Source organism: Thermoanaerobaculia bacterium, assembly GCA_018057705.1.
Taxonomy (GTDB): Bacteria; Acidobacteriota; Thermoanaerobaculia; order Multivoradales; family JAGPDF01; genus JAGPDF01.
Genome location: JAGPDF010000168.1, coordinates 1 through 3,341 on the forward strand (window position 1 = coordinate 1; position 3,341 = coordinate 3,341).

3 protein-coding genes are annotated in these 3,341 nt (G+C 68.6%); all 3 read right to left on the bottom strand.

Annotation, left to right across the window (positions count from 1 at the left end; genetic code table 11):
* Positions 1-18: 18 nt before the first annotated feature.
* Entirely contained in the window at positions 19-1,107 is a 1,089-nt protein-coding gene (locus KBI44_21715) for a tyrosine-type recombinase/integrase (GenBank protein MBP9147105.1), read from the bottom strand.
* Positions 1,104-2,006 carry a tyrosine-type recombinase/integrase gene (locus tag KBI44_21720; GenBank protein MBP9147106.1) on the bottom strand — a complete coding sequence of 301 codons (903 nt, stop codon included), beginning with the start codon at positions 2,004-2,006 and terminating at the stop codon, positions 1,104-1,106. Before KBI44_21720 ends, KBI44_21715 begins: the two co-directional genes overlap by 4 nt.
* Positions 2,003-3,341, bottom strand: a 1,339-nt coding sequence (locus KBI44_21725) for a tyrosine-type recombinase/integrase (protein ID MBP9147107.1), incomplete at its 5' end; no start/stop codon positions are given. The genes KBI44_21725 and KBI44_21720, both read right to left, overlap by 4 nt.

The following is a 3,341-nucleotide window of genomic DNA, read 5'->3' on the forward strand; positions in this document are numbered from 1 at the left end:
GTTATGTGGAGCCGCCCGTTATGCCGAGCGCGACGCTGGTTTCCGTCGAGGCGTAGGCTTCGAAGCTGCGCATATCGGGGGCTCGCGAGCGGGACCGCTTGGAGCCGATGAACGAACCGCTGCGAGCGTTGCCATGAGCTCGTCGGCGGGCGGCTTGAATCGGCCGGGTCGCAATCCGAAGGGCGCAACGGACGCCAGCACATCCATCCGCTCGACGGGATCTGCGCGCAGGTAGACCTCGGTCGTGTCGACGCGCGCGTGGCCGAGCCAGAGCGCGACCTTGCGCACGTCGCGGGTAGCCTGCAGGGTCACCATGGCGCAGGTGTGGCGGAGCACGTGGGGGGACACTCGCTTGCGGTCCAGCGCCGGGCTGGTGGTCGCAGCGCTCGCCACGTGCTTTGCGAGGACATAGGCGAACCCGGAGCGCGTCAGCGGCCCTCCCCGCCCATTGACGAACAACAGCGCGGCGCCACTGGGCGACGACACGCGAACCTGCAGCCACTGCCGGAGGGCCTTGGCACTCTCCTTCCAGAGCGGCAGCACCCGCTCGCGCCGACCCTTGCCGCGCACGATCAGGCATGGCCGAGGGGTCAGGGTGAGATCGTCGAGGCGTAGCCCGACGAGTTCGGAAACGCGGATCCCGGTGGCGACCGCGACGTGGAGCATCGCTCGATCCCGCAGCCCGTGAGCTGTGGTCGGCGGTGCGTTGATGACGGCCTGCGCCTCCTCGCGGGTCAGGTAGGGGACGAGCCGACTCGTCGCCTTCTTCGACGGGATCGCAAGGACACGGCGGATCTGATCGAGGGCCGACGGAACCCGATGCTCGAGGTACCGGAAGAGCGACTTGATCGCGGCGAGCCGCGCGTTGCGAGAGCTGACGCCATTGCCGCGACGCGTCTCGAGGTGTTCGAGGAAGCCCATGATCAGCGGCGCGTCGATCTGTTCGAGCGCGAGTTGTGATGGAGCGGCCCGGAGCCGGAGACTGGCGAACTCGAACAGGAGTTGGAACGCGTGGGCGTACGCGGTCCAAGTGTGGGGGCTCGCGTTGCGCTCCACCGGCAGCCGGACGAGGAGGAAGTCGGAGACATGCGGCGCGATGGGGGTCATCGCGCGTATCCCTCGACGAAGCGCTCCGCCCCGGTCGAGATCGAGGAGAGCAGGTGCGGGGTCGCTTCGAGATACCAGTAGGTGCTGGCGACGCTCGCGTGACCAAGGTAGGTCGACAGCGCGAGCTGGTGCTTGGCGATCGATCGAAGGTCAACGCAGCTCTCGAGGGCGCGAACCGCGAACGTGTGACGCAAGCAATGGAGCCGAGGACGCGGCCCGGCGGCGTGTCGGTCGATCCCGATCGCCGAGAGCAACTTCCAGAACACCACCTTGACCTGCTCGTACGCGAGCGGCCGCCCTGTGACGCCGACGAACACGCGATCCCCGGCGATTGCGCGTCGCCGATGCAGGTACCGCGCGAGCCCGGCCTGCGCGGTCGGGTGCAGCGGGACGAGGCGGCTCTTGTGGCACTTCGTCTCGCGAATCCGAAGCCCGTCGGACGTCACGTCGTCGAGGCGCAGTGCCAGCGCCTCCGAGATCCGCAGCCCGGTCGCGGACAGGAGCGAGAACAACGCCGCGAAGACGTGCCGCCGCATGGAGCCGACCGGCTCTAGCCGGAGCGCGGCGCCGACGAGCTTGGAGACCTGCGCCGTGGTGAAGATGAAGGGCACCGGCCTGCGGAACGGGTCGCCCGCGAACACGCGATACGGCGGGATCTCGTGTCGCGGATCCTCGGCGTGCAGGTGGCGAGCCAGCGGCGCCACCTTGCGAACCAGGGCCTCCCGGCGCTCGGCGGAGCGCCCACGTCGGGCCCACTCCATGATGGTCTCGACCAACGCGTGACGATCACCGCGGGCGTCGGCGAAGCGACCATAGCTGCGGAGGATCCGGTCGGCGTCCCGCATGCTGTAACCCACGGCCCGCCGGAGCGCGATGTAGGATTCGACGGCGGCGATCACGGAGCGGCCTCCGGCCACGGCTGCGCGACGAGGCTCAGCGCTGGCAGATCGACCTTGGCGTAGATCGCGGTGGAGTCGCGCGACGTGTGCCGCAGCAAGATCCCGATGTCGTCGAGCGTGGCGCCACTGCGGACCAACGTCGTCGCAGCCGAGTGGCGAAAGACGTGCGCTCCTTTTACCAGGCTGCTGACGCCGGCGCGGTCGATGGCGCGATGTGCGATGCCGCCGATCGAGGTTGCGCTGAGGGGCCGGTGAGGCGCCGTGGCACACACGAAGACCTCGGGGACCGAGCACGCGGGCCGTCCCTTCGAGAGGTAGGCAAGAATCGCGTCGCCCACGTCTTGCGGTAGCGGCAGCCAGACGGGGCGGCGCGCCTTCCCGACGAACTGGACTCGTCCGGTGCCCCAATCGAGGTCGGTCTGCCGGAGATGCCGGACGTCGCCGGCTCGCACCCCGAGCCGAGCGAGCAACAACAGCACCGCGCGATCGCGTCGCCCGAGCGGCGTGGATGGATCGCAGCTCGCGATCACGCGCTCGACGTCGTCGGTGGGCAAGTACCGCGGCAACGTTGCGAGCCGCCAGTTCGGCACCGACGGCACGGCTCGATCTAGATGGCTTGGACATCGCCCGGTCACGACGAGAAACCGCACGAACATCCGCAGCGCCCGAATCACCACCAGCATCTGCGGGCCGGTCATCTCCCTGCTCCTGGTGACCACGTAGGCGCGCAGGACGGCCGCATCGAGTCGCTCGATCCGTGTGACCTCGACGAACTGAAGCAGGTGCCTGCGGTAGTCGGCCAGCGTGCGATCCGCCGAGCCGCGATGACCCCGCATCCATGCCTCGAACTCGGGAACGATCGGCGGCATGACGAGCACCGGTGCCGGCTTGGTGATGCCCAGGTGCCGTAGGTACTCAACGAACCACACCACGGCGACCATCACGATCTCCGAGCGGCCACATGCTCGAGCCTTGTGCCGCGGACGACATCGACATCGCCGGAGGTGCAGGCGAAAGCGATCGAGGTCGTCCTGGCGGAGCCTCGCGAGGTCCAGGTCGCCGCGGCTCGCCCAACGGCCGAAGTGGATCGGTCCACCGAGGTATTGCCGGATCGAGAGCGGTGCGAACCCGGCGTTGGTCAGGTACCCGACGAAGCCGTCGAGGTGCTCGCCTACGGCCTCGTTCCGCAACCGCTCAGCCGTCGCCGGCCACTTGAAGATGGTCTCCAACATGCTCCCGTTATCCTCAGCTCGCGGTTGCCACCCCCGCGCCTCCTCAACGGGCATCACCGCCCCGTCATTCCAGCGCTCCACATAACGGGCGGCTCCACATAAC